The organism is Salinivibrio sp. ES.052, from assembly GCF_900141775.1.
Lineage (GTDB): Bacteria > Pseudomonadota > Gammaproteobacteria > Enterobacterales > Vibrionaceae > Salinivibrio.
On record NZ_FSRI01000001.1, the window covers coordinates 1285666 to 1311872 of the forward strand.

Genomic DNA, 26207 nt, shown 5'->3' on the forward strand with positions numbered 1-26207 from the left:
CTATCGCATGACCATCCTAACCGGGATCCAACCTGAACTTGATAGACACCAGCTCTCTGAGCTGAATGTCGACCTGCTGTCGGCTGTGCTACGCGGCGCAGACATGCTGGTCAGTGGTGACGACAGGCTTGCCAACATTAATCACTTGCTCGCTGAAATTGGAGCTGTCACGCAAGTGAGTCGCGTGTGGGTGTTTCAAGTATTAGCGATCAGCGACACCGATATTTTGCAGGATTATGTTTTCGAGTGGGCCAACGAGAAGAAGTACGCGCAAATTCGCCTCCCTCATTTTAATCACTTTAGCTCTAGCCTGGCTCACCCCGAATACCGCGAGTTGATTGAAAGCCGGCAGCGGGGCGAGTACCAATCCGTCATCACTGACCAATTATCCTCATCTTGGCTCAAACGCTACTTAACACAACAGCGCATTTTATCGATGTTAACCATCCCCATCATTGTCGATAATAAATGGTGGGGAACACTGGGGTTTGATGATTGCGAGCGTGAACAGCTCTGGTCAGACAGTGATGTGACCTTGTTGCGCGCCACGGGACATCTCATCGCCAGTACAGTGCTAAAAAACGAGCTGTTTTCTAAACAACGGCAAATCGAAATCATTAAAGACAATACCCACTGCAGCACCTGGCAAGTGGATGTTCAACGCGGTATCTGTTGGTGCTCGTCAGAGATCATCGGTGACAGTGCTGCCAGCAGCATTCGTGACTCCCGTACCTACACCAGCCGACACTGGCTGCGCCGCATTCATCCTCAGTATCGCCGAGCGTTTTTCTCGCGGGTGCGCCATTTTTTATCGCCCGCTGGCAACGAGCTAAAAATGGACTTACAGGTTAAACGTGATAATGGTGAATATACGTGGGTAGAAATCACCACCAATAATGATCCGAAAAATAAGCCTCAAGGTGTGGTCGCTGGGGTGATGTGGGATATCAGTCAGCGTAAGGCGGAAGAACAAGCATTAATGCGCCAAGCTGCGACTGACCCGCTGACACAACTATACAACCGCCGTCAATTTGCCAGTGACCTTGCCCGCTTTGGTGAACAAGCCCGGTACCGACATCAGCCTCTATCCCTGCTTATTATTGATATCGACCATTTTAAACGCATCAACGATAACTACGGCCATATCGTTGGCGATCACGTCCTCGAAGCCTTCGCGTCATTACTCGAAACGCATCTGCCTCTGCACAGCAACATTTATCGCATTGGCGGGGAAGAGTTCGCTTGTCTGCTGGCGAATACCGACCAAAAAGCGGCGCAACACTATGCCGCTCAGCTCTGCGAGGCCGTTTACGACCAACATTCGATCCTCGACTACTCCCCCGCTATCCGTGTGTCCGTGTCAATTGGCTGTGCAGAGCTCGACGCGGCCCTGCTCGATGCTAAGCACCTCTACCAGCATGCCGATGACGCTTTATACAACGCCAAACTCTCTGGACGCAACCGGGTCGTCAGTTACGCTTAACCTTGTAGGGCATTCTCGGTCAGTACATTTATCTCGCCACCGCCGTTATTCAGTGAAGACGGTGATTTGCTAAACTACAGCTAACACACTCGGTTTTATATCCCCCTCAAGGAGCTTCTATGCCAGCTCGCCCGGACTTTCTCGACAACCTCTCTCCTCATCACGGCAAAGTCGTCCCTGGCGTACTGAGCCTAGAGACACAAACGGCTCTCGCTGCCAAACTCGACGCCATGCCAAATGGACAAACTTGGTATGCCGACATTTACAAAAAAGCGATCTATGGGCCCATGGTATTCCGCGACCCAGATCTCAACATCGCCGACACCATTGAGGCACTGCTGCCAGACTATCGCATTTTGGCCGATTTATATTTGGAGAAAACGCCCGAGGATCAAGGCTTTCCTTTCCATACCGATTTTGACTCGATTGGCTTTATGGAGCGGCCGGAAGATATGCTCACGGTATGGATCCCGCTGACGCCAGTGAAAGAAGCCGGCTCAGGGCAGTTATCTATCGTGATGGAAGAGGGGGCGGTGCGCCTATCGCTGATCCGCGAAGCCAATCAATTGCACTCACTGGTGCGTATTGCCGATCCGTCGGTGCCCGAGCACCCGCCGTTTCAAATCACCCAGCAAGAATATGACTACATGGAGAAAGGTAAGGTGACCCCTGCGTTGGATGCAGGTGATGCGCTGCTGTTCTGTAACGCTTTTTTCCATAAATCAGAGGATGTCTACCAAGGCAAACGCGCGGCCTACATCATGCGCTTGGTGCCCAAAGACGCTAAATTTAGCAAAACACGCTTGCTGGCACTGAGAAAGCTTGGACAGAACCTGGCGGTGGTCGAAGAATTACTGAAAACGCACTATCCAGAGGCGTTGTCATTAAAGTCATCAGAATGATCACTATGTGCTATTACGCCGTTTTTCGAGCTTTAATAACGTACAATAGCGGTACCTGTTGTCCTTGATAGAGCATTTGATACCCCAAGCCTGGAACAAACTCTAGACCGTCAAAACAGTTGTAAGGGCTATAAGGCGACTCCGATAACGACTCAATAGATAGCCCTGCATTGACTAGTGCGCTGATTACTTCACTCATTGAATGAGGCCATGTCACCATCGTTGATGTCGACCCATCACAGTTTTCGGTATATGTTCCCTCTTCTTCTACATCCGGCTCACTACTTGGGAAATAAGCATAACCAGAGAGCAGATCAGTGAACGGGTGAAATTCAACCATATGGAACGCTCCACCCACCTTCAGCGCCTTAGCAATAGTGCGGGCCCAATCCTCTAAGTTTGGTAGCCAAGTCAATACACCATAAGACGTGAATACAAGATCAAACTCTCGAGTATTTTCGCGCCCAAATTGAACAACATCACCTTGTATAAACTCAGCCTCGAGATCTAGCGCTTGTTTAAGCAGGTTGGCTTGCTCGATTGCCTCAGAAGATAGATCAACACCTGTTACCTCTGCCCCTAGGCGAGCCCAAGAGAGTGTATCTTGGCCAAAGTGACATTGAAGGTGCAACAGCGACTTACCTTTAACGTCACCAAGTTGAGCCAGTTCGATGGAATTGAGCGAAGATTGACCACGCTTAAATGCATTCACATCGTAGAATTCAGATTCGACATGCACTCGAGTCCTTTTATCCCATGCTGCTTTGTTGATACCTAAGTAATCCATAAATCATCCCTTTCAGTCATATTTTAGCGAAGAAAATGTGCATTAATGTTCACCAGACAAACACCCTATGCGTCTACTACGCCAAAGAAAAACTGCCATCGATAACGAGCGTATGGCCGACGAAATAATCGGCTTTATAACCTGCCTCAACTAGCCGCAGAACACAGCCTAAACCGATTCCTTTCGACCCACCCGATACAAAGGCAAATTTCGTCATAGCCACTCCTCAAAACGATATCCGCGACATCTTAGCGATCCGCTGGATGATGAACCCCATCCATCACGGGAATATTCTCCAACTCAAACGGATTGACGCCATCTAAGCAGGCAATATTGAACCCAAACTCACTCGGATTGGAGCGACGTTGGTGATGGGTGTAAATGCCACAGCGTGAGCAGAAGTAGTGCTTAGCAGTGTGAGTATTAAAGGAATACACACTGAGTTGCTCACTGCCAGCAACGACACGCAATTGTGCAAGCTTGACTGAGCCAACAATGGCGCCTCGGCGTCGACACATCGAGCAATCGCAGCGTCTGGGGTTTTCAATCCCATTGGGTAACGCGAGGGCTAACACAACCGCTCCGCAGTGACAGCGAGCCAAGTGTTCAGGTTGGATGGGCGTTTGACCGACTTGTTTTATCATGCGCTTACCTGCTCAGTTTCATGGTGATCAAGCGGATAGACTTTCTCAAAGCGTTCTAACACCAAAGGGGATTGGGTTGTAAACGGTACGCCAAGTGCCTGCCCCTCTTGCTCAAAAAACGCAAGATGTGCCTGCCGCCACCACGCATAACTCTTGTCGCCTTCTCCTTCCGCTGCGGCGAACTCAGCGGTCACTTGATCAAACGGGCACTCGCTCACTTCAGTCACTTTAATAATACAAACCGGCTGCTGCGCCCAGTTAAGCACCACGGTTAAACGCCCCACTTGCGGGTAAGGTTCGTTTTCTATCTCGTAGCATGCTTTTAGGCTGCACGATGCGCGCTTTATGCCTTGATCAATCAAACGGGCGCATTCGTTGGCATTGTATTCATCCGCGCAAAAGTACTCGGCAATCGTTTCAGGCACCGCCTGACGCTCGGCGTTACTTAAGGTGGCAAGGTAGGCGTTTAAAAGTGCCTGTTGTTCTGTATTCATGAGTGTCCTTGTTTATTCAATCGTCCAATTCGCAGCGCCAGCTCCCGCCTCCTGAAAGCGAAGTTTTATCGGATAGGTGTCATCACAGCCTTCGACAATCCATAGCTCCCGCCACACCCTTGTGCCTACCTCGCCTGACGGCATTTCCCGCACATAAGGCACAAATTCCTCTGGCTTCTCACAGCCTTGAGATGCCACCGTAACCAGCACCCCTGCCATCGCATCTTGGATCAATTTTTGATTAGCCAGCGATCCTTCTTGGATCGCTCCTTCTGGCAGCGACTGCGCTATCGATGACCAAGAAAACATCAAGGCAAAGATGGCAAGTAAGGCGCGTGAACGGTCATTCATGATGATTAACTCCAATATCAACTTGTATAGATAAACAAAACTTCTGATGACGCTATTATCTCAACAACCCTATGCTTTTAATGTCACACTCATCTCCGCGTTAACCGAGTGACCCTTACGCCTGACTGTGTCTAATAGGCTTATGGTGACCTTTTATACACAAGAAATAGGCCCAAGCAATGAGTATCACCTGTAGAGGGCCGCGTATAACTCGTTCCCACGCTCCTGCGTGGGAACGGGAAGTAATGTCTAATGGCCCTGTCACATGATTGGCAGGCAGCGGTGAGACCGCAGTAAGAGACCTACTATATGTGTTTGCCGTAAGCAATGACTTAATGGCGGAAATTACAGAACGAAGTAGACGACTTTGTTGTTCGAGAGCATTGGCTGCTGGCGCAGCCAAAAAATGCTATTGCCTATTGACCGGAGAAGGGCTCATATGTGTTAGAGTGCATTTTCGAACGTTACTTTTGCATCAAATTTACTAGTAACCATCTGATATAATTGACCATTAACAAAGTGCAGGGCGGCATAATCGCTAATACCATAGCACGGTACACTACTGTTATTTTGAGAAAAATCAGAAAATAAGTCAGCCTTTTCATCACTGCCATTAAAATGAGCTGAGGCTAGACCACGCACGAAACCCAAGCCGTCAATAACTGTATATTCTTCGGGATTGCTGTCGGTGATGCCTAAGTCAAACCAACATATAGCCCCTGCACTCATACCGCACAATACCACACCATTTTCGTAGCATTCTTTGAGTATTGTATCTATGCCCCACTCTCGCCAGATAGCTAACATTGAACGGGTATTACCGCCCCCAACATATATAACGTCTTGCTCTTGCAGCTTTGTGCGCCAATTGGAGTCTGGTTTGAACAATGGAAAATGGGTCAAATTACAACTAAGACCTGAATCGTAAAAACGTTGAATAGCTTCTTCTGCGTCACCAGTTGCTGTAGAAAGATAGCAAACTTTTGGTTCACGCTTGCCCGTAAGATCAAGTGCATAACGGTCTAATTTGCTGTGTTTTTCTCCCATCATCCAACCACCACCGCCTAAAACAACGATGTGTTTATCCATAAACTATACTCCTATGTTGAACTCGGCACTCTAACGCAGAGCTTTGCTGCAATTTTGGAACCGCGAAGCGGTGTAAAAATTGTCCGGCAACAGCGCATTGTTATGCGTTGGTTGCCGCTGCATAAATCCAACACTCTTTACCAGACTGTAGTTTTACAAGCATACGAACGTAATCATCAACTTCATAGTCATCGGCTTGCGCAAGCTCTACATCCGTAATCTCAAATACCGTGCCACTCACCTCATCTGCCAAATTGCCAGTGAAACGTAAGATCGGATGGATAGCCTTGCCGCTTTCTCGAAGGACTCGTTCATCGGTAATTTCAATCTCACCAACAATATAGCCTTGTACTATCTCTTTCTTGCCCAAAAGTTCACGGCCAAAATTGGCAATTTGAACTTCTTTTTGTTGCAGTGTTCCGTATGAGAATAATAGCGGCATTGTTACTCCTATTTTTGAGGGCTATTTGAAACGCATAACGAATGACATGGATTCCCCCTCTTGAAGATCTGCCACACTGAGGTGCGGCCTTTAATACCGGAGGTAACCATGTCTACTCAATTCTTTTGTGGCGTTGATCTCGCCAAGCACCACTTTTCTCTTCACGCGGTGGATAACCACGGAAAAGTCATTCTCTATAACTCGTTCCCACGCTCCTGCGTGGGAACGGGAAGTAATGTCTAATGGCCCTGTCACATGATTGGCAGGCAGCGGTCAGACCGCAGTAAGAGACCTTCTATATGTGTTTGCCGTAAGCAATGACTTAATGGCGGAAATGACAGAACGAAGTAGACGACTTTGTTTTTCGAGAACATTAGCTGCTGGCGCAGCCAAAACATGCTATTGCCTATTGACCGGAGAAGGGCTCATATGTGTTAGGCGAACTATCTCACCCAGTACGTCAGCTCTTGTAACGACATAATCTGCGTCTCTACTAACTACGTGCTGATCAGAAACAAGCATTGCATCAATGCCTACAGCTTTAGCACCCTGAATATCTGCAATTTCACTATCTCCAACCATTAATGTACTTGAAGCTCGAGCTCCTATGCTATTTAAAGCAAGTTGGAAGGCTTGCATACTTGGCTTTCTATAACCGATTTCTGACGACCAGATTACCCTTTCAAAATAAGGAGTAAGACCTCTATTATCGAGATCTTGCTGAAATATCTCTGTTTGCCCTGTGACATTGGACAATAAAATTAATCTTGTCCTTTGCGCACTTAATGTTTCTAGTAACGGTAATGTGTATTCATATAAGCCACCTCTGGATACAAAATCTGCAAGATGCTTCAAACCAATGCTTCTTTCAAATTGTACTCCATAACTGCTAAATGCAAGTTGCCATATTGATTCCCAGTCAGGTTGAAAAATTTGACTAGGTATATAGAGCTCATGAATGTACTGTTCTATGAGTTTACCAATTTGGAAAGACTGCTTTACATCTAATGTTTTTTTCAGCGAACTAGCAAGACATCCCATCCTGCATAGCGTATTACCATAATAAAAATTACTGTATCGTACATTTTACCTATTCGCCTAACGCCTCAATAACCGGCGCGCTTTAGCGCATCCGGCGCCGAAGGCGCGTAGTTAATTGACTTGTTAGCACTATTGACGAACTAGGCAATATACTTTTATGGACAACAAAATAATAGAAGTGCTTGCCAGCAGACAAGGTATACCTATATCAAACAAAAACCACCTTAGAATTTGACTGCGTTGATGTTTCCAGAAACCACTTTCAAACCTGAGTAATGCGGATTCAATGTATTCAGTTTTTGAACTCATGTCCTCGATTTGTCGTTTAATGCTATTGATTGCTGGTTCGTACTGAGATTTTTCTATATTTTTCTCAATAGATTCAATTATAGTTTGGAAGTGTTCAGATTGTTGACGTTGCCCCTTCCACCATGAAAAAAGTGTAGTTTGTCTTTCCTCGTTAGTGCTAGGCTCAAATGTTGGTGAAGCCGCGTAACTCGCAACAGTAGCCTTAGGTATTTTTATACCTGTTAACCTGTGTCTATTTTCGTTAAAATGATCTGAAGACGCCCACAAGAAATGACAAAGAAAGTACACCAACGCAGCAATAAGTAACAGGTAAATATGGAGTATTTTTAAGTCCTCAAACTTAAAGCCTGAGAACCCATTTTGGCTGCTAAAAGTCGCAGAACCAATCGTTAAAATAATTCCGATAATCGAAGCGACTAATAGATTCCTTCTAATTCGCTGAGTATTGTTATCTAGCGATTCAATATTTGGTTTTTGTAGCAATAAATCAAAATCCAACTCAAATTCCTTATAAATTTATGGCTTGAAGCCAAGGTAGAGCTAACGCCCCACTTAGGGGCAAATACACGTAGGCTAAAATTGGAGCGAAGCGACTGAGCCTACGTGTATTTGTTCCAGCCCGTCTGCGGGCGACTACAGTGGTTTGTTATAAGTGCGGTATCCCTATTTGCCAAATGGAACTGATAATACTTCTAGACTGATAAGCGACAGGTAAATTTGCAACCCCAAAGCAAATAGAACCATATACCATCCGACCGCAACAACTAATAATTTATCAGAAAGATTTGGTGCTATGACATCTTTTATACTACCAAATGCAAACAATGCTAAACCTAGTCCCCAGCATGCAATATTTGTTACTAAAGACCATACATCCGAAGATGGGAAATCAAAGAATAAACACACAAACTTATAAACGAACGTTGCTAACCACACATATATTGGAAAGGACATTACTAGTGCAGCAGCGTGATTATGGATACCAAATAAACGTTCCGGAATTGCCATAAATTGGCTAGACAAGAGAACCGCAGCACCGAAAGCAATAATTTGACTGTACAATCCAATTGCAGCGATGAAGTGAGAAGATGTGCTGATATGCCTAAATAAAAAAGAAAGTAACAGCCCTACAACAAAGCTTGTAAATGCCGTCCACTTAACATTTCTAGAACTTCTAGCTATAACGGCGCGCACCTCATCGATGTCATCAAATAGTTTGTCATCTTCCTTATCTTTCAACAAAACTTCCTTTTATTAAAATGTCGAACAATCATATGAGTACTTATAACGCCTCAATAACCGGCGCGCGCTTTTTGCGCGTCCGGCGCCAAAGGCGCGAAGTTAATTGATTTGTTAGTCGTCTTGCTCACCAAATTCACGACGTATTGTTGCTAGTACATCGCCAAATGTTTCGCGAATAGAACCTCTTTGAAACCGAATTTGCTGGACACCATGGAGATTTGAAAACTCTTCCGCATCTTCCTCAAGTAAAACTATCGCGCGAGAAAACCCTAATCTTCCTTGAAATAGGCCTACTTCATGAACTACGTTTTGCCTAGCGCGAATAGTACCGTCTTCCTGAGCATCCTCGCCTGTCATTACAAGAAATGCAATAGATGATTTATTGAGCATATCTTCAAGGATATCTCGAATAGTATGGCCAGCTCTTGCACCAATTTCGTACGCTTCAATGTTTATACCATGCTGATCTTGAAGGTGATCCTTTAGATCTCTCCATGCGCTAGATCGTCCATGACCAATAAATACAGTTGGCTGGAAATGTCGATTGACTGATTCGTCTGCTGGTAGCATGCAACGCGCTACATTACTTTCAAGTGTTCCAAATATTTGTTCAATTTGATTGCGGTTAGGCAATGCTGCTACAACGCGACACCGTCGCCGAGAATAACTGACAATTAAATCGTAACCCGCCCCCAAAATTCGATAGCTATATTCATCTGCGTTACGGCGAATATCAGCAAACATTTCGGCCTCGTCATCGTACTCCCAGTGCTCTCCGTTAACTTCAGCTTCCAATATTTTAGAAAGCTTTTGACGATCCTCCTCATTTACTTCAGCTAGGAATGAATCACGTGCCTCAGAAAGAGCTCTTGGGTCAAAGCTAACGTCGTCAAAATATTTTGTTTTCTTCATCTAGTGTAACTCCTTCTGGACGACTAACATTGTATTAGTCCGCGCGCTCGATTTGTCAAAACCGTTACACACGTCTTTTTTCATCTAACTACTTATGATTAAACACATTTTTAAAGCTTGAAGCAATCACCTTGTCTGCGAAAGTGTGCATGCCGCCTATCCCGGACAATGCGTTCACACTATCCTCAAAGGCGAAGTTATAACCGTCTGATTATATTGAACTAAAGTTTTCTCTTTCGGCGATAATGTGAATGTGCCTCGAAAAAGCGTGCACACTATTTGGCTTTCTCTACCAATAAGCTGTATGAATAAACAGTCTTAGATGGAGGGAAAGGATCATGACCAAAAGCCCGTTTATGGCAAGCCTTCAGCACGAGATCAGGCGGCGAGGCTATGCGATCAAAACTGAGAAGAGTTACCTATACTGGGTGCGCCGATTTATCCTTTTCCATCATAAGCAGCATCCTACAGAGCTTAGTGACGAGGATGTAAAAACGTTTCTGTCTTATTTGGCGAATGCGCAGCAAGTTTCACCGAACACACAAAAGGTTGCCCTTAATGCACTGGCCTTCCTATACAACCAGTTTTTAAACCCACCGCTAGGTAAGATTGCGTAAAGCCTTAAACCGTGCGGTGCAAAAGGCCGGCATCACCCATAAGCACGTTACCTGTCATACGTTTCGCCATAGCTTTGCCACACAGATGCTTTTGGCGGGTTACGATATTCGCACCATTCAAACCTTATTGGGCCATACCGACCTCTCTACCACGCAGATCTATACCCATGTGATCGGGCAACAATTTGCGGGCACGACAAGCCCAATGGATTTGCTTTAACGCCCACGCTACCGCCGTTGATTAGCGGCGTCCAAAAAGCCATGTAAGAGGCAGAAATATTGAGGGTTAGCGTACCAGAGTGCAGAATAGCTGTTTAGACAGAATCGCCTAAAATGTTGGCGGGGTCAGAGTTTAGAAATTTGCGGGAGTATAAACGCAAAAAAGCCGCTGACTAAGCAGCGGCTTTTCGGTATGTGGCGGAGAGATAGGGATTTGAACCCTAGAAGGGCTATTAACCCTTGCCGGTTTTCAAGACCGGTGCTTTCAACCACTCAGCCATCTCTCCGGAACGCGGCGTATATTATTGGGTTGGGGTTGGCTTGTAAAGCAAAAAACCATGATTTGGGGTGCGTTTGGTTAGCTTTCAGCCAATAAAAAAGAGGCCAGCGTTTGGCTGACCTCTTTTGGGTGTTTGCTAGGCGGTTTTAGATGTTTTCGACATCAAATTCCACTACCGGGCTCACGTCTGCGTCGTAGTCGACGCCTTCAACGCCAAAGCCAAATAGCTTCAAGAACTCGGCTTTGTATTCGTTGTAGTCGGTCAGCTCAGTGAGGTTCTCTGTGGTGATCTGTGGCCACAGGTCGCGACAGTGCTGCTGAATGTCTTCGCGCAGCTCTAGGTCGTCTAAACGCAAGCGACGCTCGCTATCTACCTCTGGCTCGCTGCCATCGGCTTGATACAGGCGCTGAGTAAACATGCGATAGATTTGCTCCATGCAGCCCTCATGGACGCCTTCTTCGCGCATTTTCTTGAACACCATGGCAATATAAAGCGGCATCACCGGGATCGCTGAGCTGGCTTGGGTGACCACGCTTTTGAGTACCGCCACGTTGGCGCTACCGCCTTTGGCGGCGAGTGTTTGATTTAGCGCGTTGGCAGCACGGTCTAAGTCCATTTTCGCTTTACCTAGCGCGCCTTCCCAGTAGATTGGCCAGGTAAGCTCTGTACCAATGTAGCTGTAAGCGACAGTTTTGCAGCCTTCGGCAAGGACACCGGCGTCATTAAGGGCGTTGATCCAAAGCTCCCAATCTTCGCCGCCCATCACGGTGACGGTATCTTGGATCTCTTGCTCAGTGGCAGGCTCTACGCTCGCTTCGATAAGTTGGTCTTTGTTGGTATCGACGGCGGTTGAGGTGTAGGTCTCACCGATAGGTTTCAGTGACGAGCGCACCAGCTCGCCGCTGTCAGGTAGCTTACGCACTGGCGAGGCCAGCGAGTACACCACCATGTCGATTTGACCAAGATCTTGTTTGATGAGCTCGATGGTTTTTTGCTTAGCGTCGTGCGAGAAAGCATCACCGTTCAGGCTTTTTGAATACAGGCCTTCTTGCTTGGCAAACTTGTCGAATGCGGCTGAGTTGTACCAGCCTGCGGTGCCAGGCTTTTTCTCGGTGCCTGGTTTTTCAAAGAACACGCCAATGGTTGCGGCGCCGCCGCCAAAGGCTGCCGCAATGCGTGAGGACAAGCCATAGCCGCTGGAGGCACCCACAACCAGTACACGCTTAGGCGCATTCGCAATCGGGCCTTGCGCTTTGGTGTAGTCAATTTGCTCTTTTACGTTGGCTTCACAACCAACAGGATGTGTCGTCGTACAGATAAATCCACGAATTTTAGGTTTGATGATCATATTCAACGTCCCTCACAAAATTGAGGCTAAGGATAAATACTAACGCCTGCCTATGCATCCCCTTTTACGGAAAAAGGGCAAAAATACCCAGTGGTTGGAGGTGTTGCAGGCAAGAATAGTGGGCAAGATCGCAGCATTGTGGCCCCAAGTGTCAGCGCCAATAAAAAAGCGCCTGCGAGGTGCAGACGCTTTTTCGCGCAAGTTAGCGACCTTTAAGCCGCTTTACTTGGATTGGGCTTGGCAATGGCACCGCCTTCTAACTGGCTGGAGGTAAACCATTCGGCTTTAAAGTCATCCACTTGTACCGCATAAGCACGCAGCGCATCAGCCTCTAGCAGTTTGTCACGCGCCTCGGCAGTAATGAGGTTTTGCTCAACCGCTTGTTGCGAGCGATCCGCCAAGCTGGCTTTGCCATCAATCTGCTTGGCTTTCACCGCTTTGATCAGGGCTTTTTCGGTGTCACGACACGCCCACATCGCGGTAAACGCACGCTCCATCACCGCCACCGGATCGTCGGCTTTGTCGCCCACATAGCATAAGTGCGTCCAACGGTCGCGCTCTGCGCTCGGTGTCATTAACTGCTCGGCAATCTGATTAAGCAGCTTGTCAGAGGGCATTTTGTAGTGCATGCCGAGCGGGAACAATAGCGCACGTAGGCTGCGGCCCACCCCTTTGGCAGGGAAGTTATTAAAGGCCCCATCAAACGCTTTGGCACACTGGGCTAGGCAATATTGCAGCGCATAGTGCACCATCGGCAGATCTTGGCTCGGACGGCCTTCATCTTCGTAGCGCTTCAACGTTGCCGACGCCATATAAAGGTGGCTCAGAACATCCCCCAGACGCGCGGACAGCATTTCTCGGCGTTTCAGCTCACCGCCAAGAGACAACATCGCGACATCGGTGGTTACCGCCAGTGCACGACTCATGCGGGTAAGGTGACGATAGTATTTGGCCGTCTCGCCACTCACCGGCGCGCGGTTGGTCAGCGATCCGGTCAGCGCGTTGACCAGCCCCATCACACTATTTTTAGTGGCATGGCCAATGTGTTTAAACAGCAATTTATCAAACGCTTGGGCGCCGGCCTCTTGGTCTGGGTTCGCCGCCGCTTCCATCTCTTTAAGCACGTAAGGATGGCAACGGGTCGCCCCCTGACCAAAGATCATTAGGTTGCGGGTAAGAATGTTCGCGCCTTCCACCGTGATTGCCACCGGAATACCAAAGTAATGATGGCCGATGTAGTTTAGGGGTCCCAACTGAATCGCACGACCCGCGTGCACATCCATCGAATCATTCAAGATGGTGCGCGCAATTTCGGTCATGTGGTATTTGGAAATCGCGGTGATGATCGCCGGTTTCTCTCCCTGATCAAGCGCGGTGGTGGTCAGGGTGCGGGTCGATTCAATTAAGTAGTTCAACCCGCCCATGCGGCCCAGCGCTTCTGCTACCCCTTCAAAGCGGCCAATGTGCATACCAAACTGCTTACGCACATAACTGTAAGCGCCTGTGGTACGGGTGGCGAGATGCCCTACCGCCGTCCCCAGTGCGGGTAGCGAGATCCCTCGACCGGCTGATAGACACTCCACCAGCATGCGCCAACCGCGGCCAACGTAGTCTTTACCGCCGATGACCCAATCAATCGGGATAAAGACATCCTCACCCTTGGTGGTGCCGTTCATAAATGCCATGTTGAGCGGATTGTGACGATCGCCAATTTCAACGCCAGGGTGTTCTGCGGGGACCAGGGCACAGGTGATGCCAAGCTCTTTTTTGTCTCCCAGCAGGCCGTCTGGATCGCCCAGTTTAAACGCCAAGCCCACCACGGTCGCCACGGGTGCCAGTGTAATGTAGCGTTTGTTCCAGCTTAAGCGGATCCCCAGCACTTGTTCACCATTGTGCTCACCCATACACACCACGCCGCGGTCTGGAATACTCCCAGCATCGGAGCCTGCTTCTGGGCCGGTTAAGCCAAAGCACGGCACTTCACGGCCATCGGCCAAGCGTGGCAGCCAATAGTCGCGCTGGTCTTGGGTACCGTAATGGGTCAGCAGTTCACCCGGCCCCAGTGAGTTAGGTACCATCACGGTCACCGCTGCGCTTAAGCTACGGGTGGCAATGCGCGATACGATGGTAGAGTTGGCAAGCGCCGAGAACGCGAGGCCACCGTATTCTTTGGGAATGATCAGCGAGAAAAAGCGCTCTTTTTTCAAATAATCCCAGACTTCTTCCGGCAGATCTTTTTGCTCTTGGACAATTTTAAAATCATCCAACATCGCCAGGAGGGTTTCTAGCTGGTTATCAATAAACGATTGCTCTTCCGCGCTTAACGCCGGCTTGCCATATTGGTGCAAGGTTTTCCAGTTCGGCGAGCCGGAAAACAGTTCACCGTCCCACCACACACTGCCGGCTTCCATCGCTTCTCGCTCAGTGGCGGATAGCGGTGGCAGCACTTTTTTGAAGAAAGTAAACGCTTTATCACTCACCAGTGAACGACGTAATGAAGTTTGAGAGCTCATGATTCAGGTCCTTTTGTTGATCATGGTTGCACTCTTTTTACTGTTATTGTGCGACCAGAACGGGTTTTTACATTGCACCTTACGCACCGTGATACACCTGTCGCTGCGCTGAGTGGTTCAAATAAGCGGGACGCACCGCATCCTCGCTTGATGTGTTTTGACTGCCCTACTCCGCTTGTGACTCCGTCGCGAAGGCGAGCACTTGCCCCTGTTGCGGCATTACCGCGGGTTTGGCATTCATCCCTGCAGCTAGATACGGAATTAAGCGATCAACGATCGCTTCGGTATCGAGGGTGCGACCAAAATCATTTTCGGCTATATCACGCAGCGCTTCGCTGGACGCCATGGTGAAAATCGCGGCTCCAAGGGTAAAGTGTAAATGCCAAAACACCGCCTCTGACGTGAGCGCGGGGTTGGCTTTGCGCACCGCTTGGTTAAATAGCGATAGTACGTGTTCGTAACGGGTGGTGATAAACCAACGTAAATGGCCTTGTACATCGGTATAACCGCGGCCAATCAGCTGCATGAACGTGGCTGCGCCATGTGAGCGATACGCGTCAAGCGCAAGCACCGGCTGTTTTGCGCAGGAAAATACTTGTTCCATCGTGCAATCTGGTCGCACTAAGAGCGCTTGCAGCTGCTCACCGAGCGCTGGCATAAAGGCTTCGAGATAGCGTCCGAGTACCGCACGCACCAGCGATTTTTTATCGCCAAAGTGATAGTTCACTGAGGCAAGGTTGACGCCAGCCTTGCTAGTGATCGTGCGTAACGACGTATCTTTAAACCCGTGCTCGGCGAAGAGCTGCTCCGCGGCATCCAGAATTTTCGCTTTGGTGTCGCTTCGTCCTGCCATGATTCACTCACCTGTATTAAACGCTTGTTTAACTTTATACCGACACACTCCATTTAACAAGCATGAAACATGAAGGCATCGTATGATTAACATCACATTCTTGAGTAATTTCATTGTGACACTGATACAAAACGCCTCTTACGCGCTGGCGTTATCACCGTATAATGTTTGGTATATGTCCGCTCGTAACCAATCTCTCGCTCTGCTGAATAAGTGATTGAAATATTATAGATAAAGGAGAGGGACCATCAGCGCCTCTCGGCTTTCGCTTCTTTTTTTAGTCAAAACTGGGAACCCCATGGCATTTATTGCAGTCACACCTTGTGCCACTGCTTTTTCTAGAAGACTTTTCTTCTATGCCCACTCGCTGTTTGCTTGTGGGCTTTTTTATGCGCCCGCTCCCAACTCTGAGCTCTTTTCGCCCCATTTCGATGATTTGATGCCGTTCCACAGTAGAGTGTGTCTGCTTTCGTTAACACATGTGGTTACCTATTATGGATTTCGCTTTCTTCATCGCTATAGCGTTGCTGATCATGGTTGGCAGTATTTGCGGCGTTATTTCAATCATCAAAGTGAGCACCTTGCGTCACGAGCTTGAGGCAACTCAGCAAGCGCTGGCACAATTGCGTCAGTGGCAAGAGACTGCGATGAGCCCGAACGATGACCCCTCAGCGCAGTCCTCAACACCATCGGACGCATTAGAGGAAAGCCGCGAACACCACGATACTCACCCCACAGATGAACCCTCTTTTGAAGACGATAATGTCATGCTTCCCACCCAAACACGTGCGATAACGTGGATTGAGCGGGCGAAGCAACAGTGGTTAGTGTGGAGTGGTGCCGGTATTTTCGCTCTAGGTGGACTGTTCTTAATCTCCTACCTGATTAGCGAAGGCTACTTTCCACCTCTGGCACGGATTATCCTCGGCGGCCTATTTGGCCTCGGGCTGATCGCTGGTAGTGAGTGGTTACATGGCAAACTACGTCGTTTTACCACCATTGATTGGCCGAGTTATGTGCCCGCCGCCATTGCGAGCGCAGGGTTTATCAGCTTGTTTGGCCTGACCTTGATGGCGGCGACGCCCTATCATTTTATTTCCGAGCCGGTTGCGGTTGTGATGCTGGCGATGATCTCGCTCACCGCCACCTTCTATGGGCTTAGATTTGGTCCTTTACTAACAATTGTTGGACTCATCGGTGCCTATGCGACGCCACTCTTTTCTACCAGCGCTACGCCCAGCTATGGGTTGCTCGCCAGCTATTTCTTACTCGTCGCCGCCGCCATCACCTATGTGGCCCAACGTGTTGAGCGTCGGTGGCTATGGTACTGCCTATGGGGCATGCACCTTGCTTGGCTGCTTGCCTTTGCCCATTTTTCGGTGCCATTGCTCACCGTCACGGGCTTTGCTCTTGGCTCTGTGTACTTGTTAATTGCGGTGCCAAGGTTGGGCTGGTTGCTCAAACCAACCTCTGACGCGCCACTGTCTTGGCGTACCCTTGTCGATATTCGAGCTTGGCATCATCACGCACTCGATACTTGGCTGATGCTGGCGATAATATTTATTGCCTCTACTGCAGCGTTTTCTTTACCGTTTACGGTCGGGATGCCATTGATGGCCGCGTTAGTGGCATGGCTTTATCTCGCGCCGCTTTTCTCCGCACGCTGGGATGCGTGGCCGGTGATGGGCTTAACTTGGGTCGCTCTCTGGCTATGGTTCGGTGATCTTGCCCGCGACCTGCTTGCCCAACAGGTTGGCTTGGGGATGGGTGTCATTACCCTGCTCTATGGCTTAGCCCTAGGTAAACGGTCACCGCAACGTATCCACTTTATCTGGTTGGCATGCCTGGCCACGCCCTTCATGGTGAGCCTCAACGCGGTCGTGACAGGCGCGTTTTGGGGAGGAGAACTTGCGTACGCGTCTAGCACACCGTTATGGGCGGCTTGCCTCGCCGGTGGCGGCGCGGTATTAGCGGCGTTCGCTCGTCATTTTAAAGGCACCGATCAGGCGAATGTTCTGGCACGATTGAGCCTGTGGTGTGGCGTCAATGCCCATCTAGCGCTCGCGTTGACGTTGCTGCTAAGCGATTACGCCCTGACCTTGGCCCTGACCCTGCAGGCAGTGATGATGCTTTGGCTCACCCATCAATATCGGATAGCACTCGCCAACGGGGTGATCCAAGCGCTGGTCAGTGTGGTGCTCGCACGCGCAACCTTGTTATTACTCACCACCCATCATACGGCATCATTGCCAGATACACTGTGGCTTTATCCATCGCTTGGACTGTTGATTTATGTTGGTCAGCGCTGGGTACAAAACCACACACTGCCCGCTTGGCTCACTGGCGCGCAACTGCAACTCGCCGCGCTGTGGCTCACAAGTGCAACACTGTGGCTATGTGATCTTCAAGGGCTGACCAGCGTGATGCACTCGGTTTCTGGCGCGGTGGTCATGAGCATGAACTGGTTATTATTGGCGTGTGTCTATCTTTATCGTGCTCGCGCCGCGCAGACGTTCGCGTTTTTGTACCGTATCGGCGGCATCGCCCTCTTAGTATTAAGTGCACTCACCCAATTTATTCTCTTTTTCGAGCATAACCCATACGTTGAGAACGTCTCGATTGGTGACTCGCCACTGACCAGTTTACTCTGGCCTTGGTGGGGCGTTCCTTTGCTCGCTTGTGTGTGGTTGGCGAAATGGGGATATAGCGCGCTCCCAGCACCGAAAGCCCGTGTGCAAACACCTGCTAGCCTCTGTGCCGCGGTGTTTGGTTTCTTGTTAGTCAATGGCGTGATCCGCCAGGCGTGGCAAGGCGATACCATCTCGCTGTCGCAACTGACCTCACATGCGGAACTGTATACCTACTCATTAGTATGGTTGGTGATTGGCAGTGTAAGCTTGCTCGGTGGGTACTGGCAGCAATCGGTACGGGTACAGCAAGGTGCAATGGCGATATTGGCGCTGGTGATCCTGAAAGTGTTCCTGGTTGATATGGCGAGCTTGGAAGGACTGATGCGGGCGCTATCTTTTATTGGTCTCGGGCTTTGCTTGGTCGCATTGGGAGGATTGTTCCAGTGGCTCAAACAGCGACAATGGGCCGCCTAGCACGAAGCAGGTTACACATCGGCTGAACACCAATATGTGTTCCAATACAGTAAGATGGCGGCATTGATTGCCGCCATTTTTGAGACTTAAGTCACATATAAGTCGCCCATTGATTAAATATCACAACTTTTTTGAATTTGCAGGAACTTCTTTATATTCGCCCAGTCCTAATGGGTGCATCGGTAAGAAATGCATTATTCCTTTCAGAGATTGAAAGTGCATGACTCCCTTTCTTCCCGACCTGCTGCTGCTTTTTCTACTTACTTTAGAGTTTATTTTTCTCTACCTTTATTTTGCCCACCTTGTGTGGGCTTTTTTTATTTTGGCGCTGGGTCATCGGAGGTCACCTGACCATCTGCGATCATTTGATACGGCGAGGCATACCGCACGTTTAACCCCAGCTGCGCAAAGGTGTGCGAGGCATCAATCCATTTACCATCGCCTGCACTCTCGTGATACTCAGGCGGCTCCAATCCCATTTCACGAGCCGCCCAGCCATAATAAACACTTTTCGATGGATGCAGTTCGGCACAGAGGTGGAAGGTATGACCCCATTGACGCTGATGAATAATTGCACTGATCGCGGCGATCACATCACTGCGGTGGATGAGGTTCACTGGCTCACTGCCCCCTGATAATCCTTGCCGACCCGCGAGCATGGTTGAAGGGTGACGCTCGCCGCCAATCAGCCCTGCTAACCGCATGACCGTTCCTTTATCTCCATAGGTGGCGCGCAGATGCGCTTCAATACGTTCGTGTGCTTTGCCTGATGCCGTGGCAGCAGCCGTCGCGGTTTGCTCTGTCACCTGTCCTTTACGATCACCATACACAGAGGTGGTACTGATAAAGAGCACATGCTCAACACCTACTTGTGCCAGGCGATCGATAAACGCGCACATGGCATCGCGGTATGCATCAAAGTCGGCGTGACGACGCCCCGCCGCGATATTGATCACCACGATGTCAGCCTCAAGCAATGCCGCTGCTGATTGATAATCCGGTGCCATCACATCAAACGGCACCACGGTAGTCGCCAGCGTCTCGCTCAATGCTTGCGCCGAGGCTGGCTCACGCTTGGTCCCCACCACGTGGTGTCCAGCGCCAAGTAGGTGTGACGCCAACGGCTGGCCCAACCAACCACATCCACAAATTCCGACTTTCAATCCTGACACACGCGCTCCTTATGATTACGTAATTATTTTTCAATGTAATGGTTCACACCCACTGTTTCGGCTGATTTTTGACCATTTATTTATTTCGCGCTGTAAATTTATTCCTTAATTATGTAAGGAAATAACTAAAAGCGTGAATGGTGACAAAGTTTTTATGCTCAGATAGTCATAATAATGTCATTACAATTCGTGAGAGGATAGACTATCTGTTACTAAACGGCAGTCAAAAGCCGTGGTGAATGACGCACTTAACACTTCATTGATGCACGCTCTCACCGAGCGACAGTTTTTTAACTTTGGCCTTGAACGTAAGCGGTAACTCAGATGAATACTCTGGAAAAAATACAAAAAAATCTTGAAAACTTCAGCAAATCTGAAAGAAAAGTTGCTGAAATCATTGTCGCCTCTCCTCAAACCGCTATTCACTCGAGTATTGCGACATTGGCAAAAATGGCTGATGTGAGCGAGCCAACGGTTAACCGTTTTTGTCGTCGCCTCGACACCAAAGGCTTCCCTGACTTTAAACTACATTTGGCGCAAAGTTTGGCCAATGGCACGCCTTATGTAAACCGCAACGTTGAAGAAAACGATGGCGCGGATGCTTACACGGCGAAGATTTTTGAGTCAACCATGGCCTGTCTGGATGTCGCAAAAAACAGCATTGATACTCACCAAATAAACCGTGCGGTAGACATGCTGACGCAAGCGAAGAAGATTGCCTTTTTCGGCCTAGGCGCGTCAGCATCGGTTGCACATGATGCGCAAAACAAATTCTTCCGTTTTAATATTCCGGTGGTGTGCTTTAACGATATCGTGATGCAACGGATGAGCTGCATTAACTGTAATGACGGCGATGTGGTGGTGATGATCTCACACACAGGGCGCACCAAGAGTTTGGTCGATGTCGCTAACTTGGCGCGCGAAAATGGCGCGACCGTTATCGGCATCACTCAACGCGACTCACCGCTGGACAAAGTCTGCTCACATACCATTCAACTCGACGTGCCAGAAGATACGGACGAATACATGCCGATGGCAAGCCGTGTCGTGCAAATGACGGTCATTGACGTACTCGCGACTGGCTTTACCCTTCGTCGAGGCCCTGGATTTAGAGATAACTTAAAACGCGTCAAAGAAGCGATTCGCGATTCACGCTTTCATAAAGAATCATTAACCTAATTCGAAGGAGTGCGTTGGCACTCCTTTTTTGTGTCATCTATTCGACGTTTTTGATGCGCTACACTGATGTCAGCATGTCGTCGAATCCACGACTTGACGGTGATGTTGCCCTTTCGGCACGACCCCTTAAAACATCACCCTATATATAGGAGTTAATCATGTCTGCAAAACTGAGAAGAACGAAGATTGTGACCACCTTGGGCCCGGCAACCGACAAAGACAGTGTGTTGGAATCCATTATTGCCGCCGGTGCTAACGTCGTTCGCCTCAACTTCTCTCACGGTAGTGCGGAGGACCACATTAAACGCGCCGAACAAGTGCGCGCGATTGCGGCGAGACTAGGCCGTCACGTGGGTATTTTGGGTGACTTACAAGGCCCTAAAATTCGTGTTTCTACCTTTAAAGACGGCGCGGTAATGCTCGCAGTGGGCGACAAATTTACGCTAGATAGCGATTTATCACCAGGGCTGGGCGACCAAGATGCAGTCGGCCTCGATTATAAAGCCCTGCCCCAGGACGTTACCAATGGCGATATTCTGCTGCTCGACGATGGTCGCGTACAGCTAAAAGTATTAGCGGTTGAAGGCACCAAAGTCCACACCGAAGTGACGGTAGGTGGCAAGCTGTCGAACAATAAAGGGATCAATAAAAAAGGCGGTGGGCTTTCGGCCCCAGCACTGACCGAAAAAGATAAACAAGATATTTTCACAGCGGCGAAAATTAAGGTCGACTTTTTGGCGATTTCCTTCCCGCGTAACGGTCAAGACATGCATTATGCCCGCTCACTAGCGCGTGATGCGGGCTTAGATGCGCGTTTGGTCGCCAAAGTGGAACGCGCTGAAACCGTGGTCAGCGATGCCAGCATTGATGACATTATTGAAGCGTCTGATGTCGTCATGGTGGCGCGAGGCGACCTGGGGGTAGAAATTGGCGACCCAGAATTGGTTGGGGTACAAAAGCAACTCATTCGCCGTGCGCGCAGCATGAACCGTTTGGTGATCACCGCCACCCAGATGATGGAATCGATGATTTCCGCCCCCATGCCTACTCGCGCGGAAGTAATGGATGTGGCCAATGCGGTGCTCGATGGCACCGATGCGGTGATGCTATCCGCTGAAACCGCTGCGGGCGATTATCCGCTTGAAACAGTGCGTTCAATGGCTGAAGTCTGTGTCGGTGCTGAGAAGATGCCATCCGTGAATGTGTCTAACCACCGGTTGGATCGCCAGTTTGATAGCCAAGAAGAAACCGTATCAATGGCGACCATGTATGCGGCAAACCATATGAAAGGCATTAAGGCCATGGTCTCATTGACCGAATCAGGCCGCACCGCCTTAATGATGTCACGTATTTCTTCCGGTAAACCTATTTTTGCCCTATCACGCCATGATCATACACTCAACCGTGCGGCCTTGTACCGCGGTGTCACGCCGGTGTACTTTGACAGTAACAGCGGTGCTGGTCCTCAAGTGGCGGAGCTTGCACTGCAAACGTTGAAAGAGGGCGGCTTTTTGAATGAAGGCGATCAGGTGATTATGACGCAAGGTGACCAAATGGAAGTGGTTGGTTCAACCAATACCATGCGTGTACTCACGGTCAAATAGCCACTACGTATGCGTTCATGCCTCTCATCGGTATTAAAAAAAGCGATCCAGCGGGTTGGATCGCTTTTTTGTTGTGTGCGTTTTCAGCTCACGCGTTGCCGCTCGGGAGTGGATTTTCTTTGGGCCGCCAGTGCGGATTGATATGGGCCATCAAGATATGGTCTTCCCAATGACCGTTAATTAACAGGTAGTCACGCGCCCGCCCTTCTCGTTCAAACCCAACGGCTTCAAGCACCTTTGCACTGCGCGTATTACACGGCATGTAAGAGGCGCATACACGGTGAATGTGCACGTTATCGAATAACCATTGGTTGGTTGCCGCCAGTGCTCGACGCATGATTCCCTGCCCTTGTGCTGATTCATCTAACGAATAACCCACCGTGCATGAATAGGACGGGTATTGCATCACACTGGTATAAGAAATCACTCCCAGAACTGTGGGCGAGTCTTGCTTGGCAATGAGAAAGTAGTATGCCAGCTGGTGCTTTTGTAATTCCATCAGCTGTAGTACGCGCCGCTTCCAGCCTTGCTCTGTATAAAAGCCCGAGGTACGGGCGGGCTCCCAAGGCGCAAGAAAAGCGCGATTACGCTGAAAATACTGCACGACCCGCATGACATCTTCATGGCTGATCGCGTCGATACGCAGATCATCCACCGATAATCGTGGGAAGTGGCTAACCGACGGCTCATACATGATCATTTTCCTGGCGCGAATTACTTCTTACCGATGCCATAATCACGCAGCTTGTTAGCTATCGCGGTGTGCGAGACATCCAATCGCTTCGCCAGCTTGCGTGTTGAGGGATAGCTTCGATACAAGTTATGTAAGATCCCCGATTCATAACGCTTCATAATTTCATCTAACGAGCCATCAATCGATTCTTCACTCATAAACTGGGTGTTTTCAATCTCTGGTAGCTGCACATCGTCAATGGTCATCACTTCCGCATCAATCTGTGTCATCGCATGGAGCAATACATTACGTAGCTGGCGAATATTCCCCGGCCAAGCGTAATGGGTAAGATAATCCGTCAATGCCTCATCAATACGTGGTTTAGATTGGCCTAAATCCGCGGCGAATTGCTTGATAAATAATTCGGCAAGTGGCATTACATCCGCGGTACGCTCTCTCAGTGGCGGGACTGTCATCGACAACACGTTTAAGCGATAAAATAAATCTTCACGGAATTGGTGCGCCGCCACTAGTTCTGGTAAGTTTTTCTGCGTTGAACAAATCACGCGCACATCTACCTGCATCTCACGCTCTTCACCCACGCGGCGGAAAGTTCCATCTTGCATAAAGCGCAGCAGCTTCACTTGTAGGTGGCGGCTCATTTCACCCACTTCATACAAGAAAACCGTGCCGCCATCCGCTTGCTCTAAGATGCCTTTTTTAGCACTGCCACCTTCTTCAGCGGCCGCCATACCAAATAATTCGGTTTCGGCAGCGTTGTCTGGCATGGAGACACAATTAACCAGTAGGAAAGGCTTATCTGCTCGCAACGAGTGGCGGTGGCAAGCGCGCGCGATCATTTCTTTGCCTGTACCCGTCTCTCCTTGGACCAAGAGCGGAGCATCTAGCATAGCCAGTTTTTTCGCCTGACTAATCAGCTGCTTAAACTTATTCGACTGACCAATCAAGTGGTCAAAGCCATGATCGCTCGGTGTGCGGAACACTGTTTGCGAGGTGTTATTCATAGCAACTTGTTTCAGCTGCACCACCGCGCTCACCAACACGGGTTGCTCACTCTCGTCATTGATATGCACCGGCATCACTTCCATGAGGAAGTCGAGCCCTGCCATGACCACCATTCGGCAGCTTTGACTGGCTTCTTCTTTTTCTAACCAGTGGGCAAATTGAAAGTCAGGGAATATAGTATTGGCATGTTCATCAATGAGTTGATGTTCACTGGAGCCAATCAAATCTTGCGCCGCTTTATTGGCCATGTCGATGTAACCATCAAGGTTAATCGACACCACAGGATCAGTCAGGCTTTCAACCAATGCGCGCAGCTCTTTATGTTCACGTTCAGCAGGTAAAAATTGCACTTTGCGAACGTCGGTCACGCCTGAAATCAATCGAATTTCAGACATTAACTGACTAAAGGCGTCGAATTCAATTTCCGGACAGTTGAGGTATATAATCCCCACCTGGTCAATTTCAATACCCCGTAGGTCGATGTCTCGGCGTACTAGAATATCGAGCAGTTCGCGAGTAAGTCCGATCCTATCTTCACAACAGACTTTCAGTCTCATAATGGATTCCTGTAACTTGACAGTGATACCCAATACCGACGCAAAACAAGGTAAAATGAGGTGATTAAAACCATGCCCTCATCAAAGGGTTACGAAAGCACTCATTGGTTTTTTTGCCTGCGTTGTATTAGCTGTCAGGATAAGTTGACACTGAGGCGGAGTTTGAGCGGGTTAGGGGGAACAGTCAAGCCCCGATGCGATTTTTGCCATGCAACATCACGTTTGTAGCACAGACTTTATCCGGTTAACTTTCTGATTATATTATAAATATAAAAGAGAATAACAGGGTGCTAACTACCACCCTGTCACTACTTGGTGTTGATATCACCTGATGAGTCATCCTTATGACGCTTTACCCATTAGGCGCTTCACAAGCTCTCGACGTAGTTGTGAAAGGCTCGGAGCGGCTTGTCCATGCCAAGGCAGTGGGCGCATGAGTGTCATGGTTTTTAATCCTAAGCGCGCGGTCAGCAAACCAATCCCGAGTCCTTGTGCCACCCTCCCCGAGAGTCGACCCGCGATGTTCACAGAGAGCACATCAAACCCAACGTCAGTCATTGCCTCACTCGCGCCAGCTAACGCCATATTAGTGAGCACCATTTTAAGCAAGCTAAATCGTGCTTTCACGCCTAGCTGGATCCCATAGACATTGGCAATCCGAGTCATTAGATGAAAGTTACGCCACGCCACCAGCAGCATATCTACCGCCGCGAGTGGGCTAACAGCCACCATTAAAGCCGCTTCCTGCGAATGCTTGGTGATCAGGGCGCGCGCGGCTTTATCCTGTGCGCTGAGGACATGCTGTTCATACAGCCCTAATATTTCACTGTCGTTATGGGTTGCGGTCACCTGTTGTTGCCATTGTTTAAACGCAGGCGTCTGAGTTTGCTCGGTCTGCTCGGCCAGCTGATGGCAAAAACGTTGGCCCTGCCCAACCGCATCACTGGCAAGCAGGCGTTCTGCTTCTCGACGAACAGCATCACGTTGCATTAAGCGGCGCATGGCACGCCATTCTTTTACCAGCATCAATAATCCAGACGCAGCGACCGCTATCAGCAGCCCTTGCCAACCGAGGCTTAACCAATCTTGTGTTATCCAACTTTGATAAACACTGTTGACCGATTGCCATATCGCGAGAAGCCCTGTCATCAACAGTAAAAACGGCCATACTCGACGACGTTTTCTCGGTGTCGGTGACAGGGTAGCATCAAGTTCGGTTTCGATAGAGACAGTATCCGCTGGGATAAAGTCAGTTTCCGTCTCGAAGGTGGTCCCTTGCTGTATCCGGTTATCCAACGCCGTATCATCGACCTGCGCATCCTGCGTAAAGGTTTGTTTCGGCTTATATTGCGTCATTACACACCT

The 26207-nt window shown here is 49.1% G+C and carries 23 protein-coding genes, 1 tRNA gene and 2 pseudogenes; 7 read left to right on the forward strand and 19 right to left on the reverse strand.

Annotated features, from left to right (window positions below; all coding sequences use genetic code 11):
- Positions 1-7: 7 nt before the first annotated feature.
- The gene (locus tag BUQ98_RS05895) at positions 8-1483 is read left to right on the forward strand and encodes a sensor domain-containing diguanylate cyclase (protein ID WP_074212930.1); all 1476 of its coding nucleotides are present in this window, start codon (positions 8-10) and stop codon (positions 1481-1483) included.
- 119 nt (positions 1484-1602) lie between these two features.
- Positions 1603-2385, forward strand: coding sequence for a phytanoyl-CoA dioxygenase family protein (locus BUQ98_RS05900; RefSeq protein WP_074212931.1), 783 nt, complete (start codon positions 1603-1605; stop codon positions 2383-2385).
- A gap of 13 nt (positions 2386-2398) precedes the next feature.
- On the opposite strand, the gene BUQ98_RS05905 is transcribed toward BUQ98_RS05900, so the two are convergent.
- From BUQ98_RS05905 to BUQ98_RS05930, 7 genes are all read right to left on the reverse strand, one after another.
- Positions 2399-3172 carry a class I SAM-dependent methyltransferase gene (locus BUQ98_RS05905; RefSeq protein WP_074212932.1) on the reverse strand — a complete coding sequence of 258 codons (774 nt, stop codon included), beginning with the start codon at positions 3170-3172 and terminating at the stop codon, positions 2399-2401.
- Positions 3173-3248: 76 nt separating this feature from the next.
- Positions 3249-3389 carry a hypothetical protein gene (locus BUQ98_RS17030; RefSeq protein WP_175566292.1) on the reverse strand — a complete coding sequence of 47 codons (141 nt, stop codon included), beginning with the start codon at positions 3387-3389 and terminating at the stop codon, positions 3249-3251.
- A 31-nt stretch (positions 3390-3420) separates the two neighbouring features.
- A complete protein-coding gene (locus BUQ98_RS05910) occupies positions 3421-3816 on the reverse strand; it encodes a GFA family protein (RefSeq protein WP_074212933.1) in 396 nt (131 codons plus the stop codon).
- On the reverse strand, positions 3813-4310 hold the full coding sequence (locus BUQ98_RS05915; RefSeq protein WP_074212934.1) for an ASCH domain-containing protein: 498 nt from the start codon (positions 4308-4310) through the stop codon (positions 3813-3815). Before BUQ98_RS05915 ends, BUQ98_RS05910 begins: the two co-directional genes overlap by 4 nt.
- A gap of 12 nt (positions 4311-4322) precedes the next feature.
- Positions 4323-4661: a hypothetical protein gene (locus BUQ98_RS05920; protein WP_074212935.1), complete on the reverse strand. Its 339-nt coding sequence runs from the start codon at positions 4659-4661 to the stop codon at positions 4323-4325.
- Positions 4662-5105: 444 nt separating this feature from the next.
- The gene (locus BUQ98_RS05925) at positions 5106-5750 is read right to left on the reverse strand and encodes a Type 1 glutamine amidotransferase-like domain-containing protein (RefSeq protein WP_074212936.1); all 645 of its coding nucleotides are present in this window, start codon (positions 5748-5750) and stop codon (positions 5106-5108) included.
- Positions 5751-5850: 100 nt separating this feature from the next.
- A complete protein-coding gene (locus tag BUQ98_RS05930) occupies positions 5851-6192 on the reverse strand; it encodes a gamma-glutamylcyclotransferase family protein (RefSeq protein ID WP_074212937.1) in 342 nt (113 codons plus the stop codon).
- Between the two features lie 108 nt (positions 6193-6300).
- On the opposite strand from BUQ98_RS05930, the pseudogene BUQ98_RS17195 reads away from it, so the two are divergent.
- Positions 6301-6408: pseudogene (locus BUQ98_RS17195) on the forward strand (IS110 family transposase); the annotation flags it as partial.
- A gap of 183 nt (positions 6409-6591) precedes the next feature.
- On the opposite strand, the gene BUQ98_RS05935 reads toward BUQ98_RS17195, so the two are convergent.
- The 4 genes from BUQ98_RS05935 to BUQ98_RS05950 all read right to left on the reverse strand — a co-directional run bounded on the left by BUQ98_RS05935 (position 6592) and on the right by BUQ98_RS05950 (position 9696).
- Complete coding sequence (locus BUQ98_RS05935) at positions 6592-7233, reverse strand: HAD family hydrolase (RefSeq protein ID WP_254813882.1); 642 nt, start codon at positions 7231-7233, stop codon at positions 6592-6594.
- Positions 7234-7362: 129 nt separating this feature from the next.
- The gene (locus BUQ98_RS05940; protein ID WP_074212938.1) at positions 7363-8040 is read right to left on the reverse strand and encodes a hypothetical protein; all 678 of its coding nucleotides are present in this window, start codon (positions 8038-8040) and stop codon (positions 7363-7365) included.
- A gap of 165 nt (positions 8041-8205) precedes the next feature.
- Entirely contained in the window at positions 8206-8781 is a 576-nt protein-coding gene (locus tag BUQ98_RS05945; protein ID WP_074212939.1) for a hypothetical protein, read from the reverse strand.
- Between the two features lie 114 nt (positions 8782-8895).
- Positions 8896-9696 carry a TIR domain-containing protein gene (locus BUQ98_RS05950; RefSeq protein WP_074212940.1) on the reverse strand — a complete coding sequence of 267 codons (801 nt, stop codon included), beginning with the start codon at positions 9694-9696 and terminating at the stop codon, positions 8896-8898.
- Positions 9697-10034: 338 nt separating this feature from the next.
- Between BUQ98_RS05950 and BUQ98_RS17235 the strand changes: the two are divergent.
- A pseudogene (locus BUQ98_RS17235) lies at positions 10035-10533 on the forward strand (phage integrase N-terminal SAM-like domain-containing protein).
- 195 nt (positions 10534-10728) lie between these two features.
- On the opposite strand, the gene BUQ98_RS05965 reads toward BUQ98_RS17235, so the two are convergent.
- The 4 genes from BUQ98_RS05965 to BUQ98_RS05980 all read right to left on the reverse strand — a co-directional run bounded on the left by BUQ98_RS05965 (position 10729) and on the right by BUQ98_RS05980 (position 15527).
- Positions 10729-10819 (reverse strand) — tRNA-Ser (locus BUQ98_RS05965).
- A gap of 139 nt (positions 10820-10958) precedes the next feature.
- Positions 10959-12161 (reverse strand): enoyl-ACP reductase FabV, encoded by a 1203-nt coding sequence (gene fabV / locus BUQ98_RS05970; RefSeq protein ID WP_074212942.1) that lies wholly within the window; start codon positions 12159-12161, stop codon positions 10959-10961.
- 212 nt (positions 12162-12373) lie between these two features.
- A complete protein-coding gene (locus BUQ98_RS05975; RefSeq protein WP_074212943.1) occupies positions 12374-14674 on the reverse strand; it encodes an acyl-CoA dehydrogenase in 2301 nt (766 codons plus the stop codon).
- A 166-nt stretch (positions 14675-14840) separates the two neighbouring features.
- The gene (locus BUQ98_RS05980; protein ID WP_074212944.1) at positions 14841-15527 is read right to left on the reverse strand and encodes a TetR family transcriptional repressor PsrA; all 687 of its coding nucleotides are present in this window, start codon (positions 15525-15527) and stop codon (positions 14841-14843) included.
- Between the two features lie 494 nt (positions 15528-16021).
- On the opposite strand from BUQ98_RS05980, the gene BUQ98_RS05985 reads away from it, so the two are divergent.
- Positions 16022-18631: a DUF2339 domain-containing protein gene (locus BUQ98_RS05985; RefSeq protein ID WP_074212945.1), complete on the forward strand. Its 2610-nt coding sequence runs from the start codon at positions 16022-16024 to the stop codon at positions 18629-18631.
- Between the two features lie 317 nt (positions 18632-18948).
- Here BUQ98_RS05985 and BUQ98_RS05990 read toward each other — a convergent pair whose 3' ends face one another.
- On the reverse strand, positions 18949-19803 hold the full coding sequence (locus tag BUQ98_RS05990) for an NAD(P)H-binding protein (protein ID WP_083605216.1): 855 nt from the start codon (positions 19801-19803) through the stop codon (positions 18949-18951).
- Positions 19804-20127: 324 nt separating this feature from the next.
- On the opposite strand from BUQ98_RS05990, the gene BUQ98_RS05995 reads away from it, so the two are divergent.
- Positions 20128-20982 carry a MurR/RpiR family transcriptional regulator gene (locus tag BUQ98_RS05995; RefSeq protein ID WP_046073477.1) on the forward strand — a complete coding sequence of 285 codons (855 nt, stop codon included), beginning with the start codon at positions 20128-20130 and terminating at the stop codon, positions 20980-20982.
- Positions 20983-21140: 158 nt separating this feature from the next.
- Positions 21141-22586: a pyruvate kinase gene (pyk, locus tag BUQ98_RS06000; RefSeq protein WP_074212946.1), complete on the forward strand. Its 1446-nt coding sequence runs from the start codon at positions 21141-21143 to the stop codon at positions 22584-22586.
- An 88-nt stretch (positions 22587-22674) separates the two neighbouring features.
- Here pyk and BUQ98_RS06005 read toward each other — a convergent pair whose 3' ends face one another.
- From BUQ98_RS06005 to BUQ98_RS06015, 3 genes are all read right to left on the reverse strand, one after another.
- Positions 22675-23280, reverse strand: a complete 606-nt coding sequence (locus tag BUQ98_RS06005; protein ID WP_074212947.1) for a GNAT family N-acetyltransferase — start codon at positions 23278-23280, stop codon at positions 22675-22677.
- A gap of 20 nt (positions 23281-23300) precedes the next feature.
- Entirely contained in the window at positions 23301-24842 is a 1542-nt protein-coding gene (tyrR, locus tag BUQ98_RS06010; RefSeq protein WP_074212948.1) for a transcriptional regulator TyrR, read from the reverse strand.
- A 342-nt stretch (positions 24843-25184) separates the two neighbouring features.
- Entirely contained in the window at positions 25185-26198 is a 1014-nt protein-coding gene (locus BUQ98_RS06015; protein WP_074212949.1) for a YcjF family protein, read from the reverse strand.
- Between the last annotated feature and the right edge of the window lie 9 nt (positions 26199-26207).